Below are 3,161 nucleotides of genomic sequence, written 5' to 3' on the forward strand. Positions count from 1 at the left end.
GCCAGGCTCCGCAGCAGCGGGTCGGTGGGCTCGGGCGGCGTGACCAGGTCGGTGACGTCCTGGCCGGCACCGCGGCGGGCGGCGAACGCCAGCAGGTCGGCCAGCAGCCGCGGGCCCGGACCGCGCAGCCGCTCGGCGTCGAGGTCGTCGGCGCCGAAGCACGCGACGACGGTCAGCCGGTGCCGCGTGGAGCCCAGTGCGTCGAGCAGCAGGGCGTCGCCGCCGGGCGCGGAGATCGGCCCGAACGTGTGCAGCACCCGGCGGTGGGGGGTCCGCCCCAGACCGAGCGACAGGATGATCGCCTCGCGGCGCAGACCGGCCACGTTGGGCAGGTCGGTGACCACGAACGGGTCGACTCGGCCGGAGTCGAAGAACGCGGCGAGCGCCGGGTTGCCGCGGACCTCGGACAGGACCGCCTCGCGCACGGCCTCGGCGTGGGTGGAGGTGGCGGTGATGACCGCGAGCGACTCGTCCGGACGCAGCAGCGCGTGCGTGAGCACCAGCTCGACGACGTGCTCGACCTCCTCGCGCGTCGAGTCCACCGACCCGGTGTCGCGGTCGGGCATGCCCGTGCCGTCCACCAGGTCGAGGCCGACCAGCGGCCGGTACTGCGGCAGGGGCGTCGCGCGGAGCACGCCGGCGTAGCCGTGGGCCGCGAGGAACGCCGTGAGGTAGGGGTCCCGGCGGGACGTGTCGGCGCGCAGCGCCACCGACGGCAGCACGTCGGCCAGCTCACGGACCGCGGAGCCGGAGGCGCACCGGGCGTCGCCGACGACGACCACCTGCCGCCCGCGCGCGACCGCGGCGAGCGCGACCTCGACGGGCAGGTGCGCGGCGGAGTCGATGACCACCAGGTCGACCGTGCGTGTCGGCGGCAGCACCTGCGGGACCAGCATGGGGCTCGCTGCGATGACCGGCCGCAGCCGCCTCGCCACCTCGGGGTGGCGCACCACCGTGTCGCGCAGCGACGTGAGCCGATCCTCCACCAGGTCCGCGAAGAGCGCCTCGGCCTGCTCGCGGTGCTGGCGCAGCGCGTGCGAGACGTGACCGACGACCGCGCCGAGCACCGGTCCGGACAGGCTCTTCACGTGCGCGCGGTCGAGCGTCGCGTACTGCGCGGACATCGCGCCGAGCGCGGTGCCGTCGTACCCGGCCAGCGCGGGGTCCTCGGAGAGGATCTGCTCGATGACGGTGCTCCACCAGGCCAGGTCGAGCTCCGCCGGGGCGAGCGCGGGGTCGATGCGGCGGGTCGCCAGGTCGTCGACGAGCGCGCCGAGGCCGGCCGAGCGCAGGCGGTGCAGGAGACCGGTCCGGTCGGGCAGGTCGGAGAGGGCGTCGGTGTCGGAGCGCAGCCGCGTGAGGCGCTCGGTCAGCGCCGCGAACGGCAGGCTGGACAGGCCGGCTCCGCCGGGGGTCGTCGCGAGCACCTCGTCGAGCGCGTCGAGGTCGGCGCGCACCGCGGCGAACTCCTCCTCGATGTGCTCGAGGCCGTCGGGCAGCCGCGGCCAGCCGCCGGACGGGCAGTGCGCCTGCCAGATCTCCCGCTGCGCCTGGACCTCCAGCAACCCGGCGTGCAGGTCGGCCACCGGGCGGCCGGGGCGGACCATGTCCTTCGACTGCTTGCGCAGCCGGCGGCGGAGCCAGTAGCCCATCTCCATCCCGCGCTCGGCCCGCCACTCCTTGGTGGCCGTGGCGGCGACGAGGTCGGCGGCGGTGCGCTCGAACACGATCGGCTGGAACACGTCGAGCGCTGCGCGGACGCCGTCGAGCATGGTCAGCTGCTCGGCCCACGCCACGACGGTGGTCGCCTGCGTCAGACCGGTCTCGGCGGCCACCTGCGCCGTGCGCTCGACGAGCGACGGGAGGGTGGAGTCGAGCACGCGAGCCAGCCGGCGGACGACGTTGTCGGCGTCGGCACGCGTGCGCAGGTCGGCGCCGTACCAGGGGGTGTCCGTGGGCCGCAGGCGGAACGCGCCCAGCTCACCCGCGCGCACCAGGTCGGCCGTGAGGTCGGCGCGGCGCTCCGCGTCGAGCACCCGGGCCACGTCCGGCGACAGCCGCACGGTCGTCTTGGGAGTCGGGCGCGTGGAGGTCAGCCGGGCGAGCTGTTGCAGCGCGTCGTACGCCGAGACGCCCCAGGGGGCACGCTCGGCGTGCAGGGCGTCCACGTACGCCCGAAGGCGTTCCCGCGTGGCGACGAGCTCGCCGCGCAGGGCCACGACCCCGTGCGCGTCGACCGCGGGCGCCTCGAGCGTCATCGCGCCGAGCAGGCGTCGCGCGATCGCGGACCGCCACCCCGCATCGGGTGCGACGTCGAGCAGCAGGTCGCCCAGGCCCAGCGCACCCAGCCGGTCGGCGAGTGCGGTGGCCGCTCGGCGGTGCCCCGGCACGTACAGGACGGTGCGACCGCTCGCGGCGGCATCCGCGACGAGCGCGGCGAGCGTGCCCGTGACGTCCGCGCCGGCGGGGGCGTCGACGAACAGGTGCGTGCCCGTGGCCACCACGTCCAGAACGTGCTGCTGCGCGGGGTCGAGGTCCCCGACACCGCGCTCGTGCCCGGGGTCCCGGTCGCCGCGGACCGGGACGGGCAGCACCCGGCGCAGCCGCGTCCGGGACTCCTCGACCCCTGCGAGCGCGGAGACGACCTCGTGGCGCTCGAGCGTGCCGGACAGGTTGTCCAGGTCGTCCACCAGGATCTGGCCGGGGTGGACGAAGGTGCCGACGACGACGCGCTCGCTCAGGGAGAAGTCGTCGAGCACGGCCTCCCCCAGCGACGTGAGCCGCTGGAGCGCCCCGCGCGGGTCGAACCCGTTCGACGTGAACGTGCCGCGTGCGACCGCGCCCGGGTCGAGCAGCGCGCCTCGTGCCCGCAGGGCCCGTGCGAGCACCGGGTTCACCTCGAGCGACGGCTCGAGGGCCAGCTCGTAGTCACTCTCGCCCGAGCCGCGGGCGCGCAGGGTGACGGGCCGCAGGAGGACGGGTGCGCGGACGGTGCGCGGGGCGGCGGCGTCGTGCTGCTCGCCCTCCCCCGACCGCTGGCGCGTCACCGAGGCGAGGGCGGCGACGTCGTCGCTGGCGATGTCCGGCGTGGTGCGCTCGGTCCAGGTGGCGACGCCGATGGCCAGCGACGTGGGCGCGATCCCGTAGCGCTGCGCGTAGAC

General features: G+C 76.1%; 1 protein-coding gene. It reads right to left on the minus strand.

Annotated features, from left to right (window positions below; genetic code table 11):
* Positions 1-3,161, minus strand: a 3,161-nt coding sequence (locus AC1DUQ_RS19770) for a hypothetical protein (protein ID WP_477074422.1), incomplete at both ends; no start/stop codon positions are given.

The sequence above is a fragment of the Cellulomonas sp. P4_B5_2 genome (assembly GCF_056402235.1).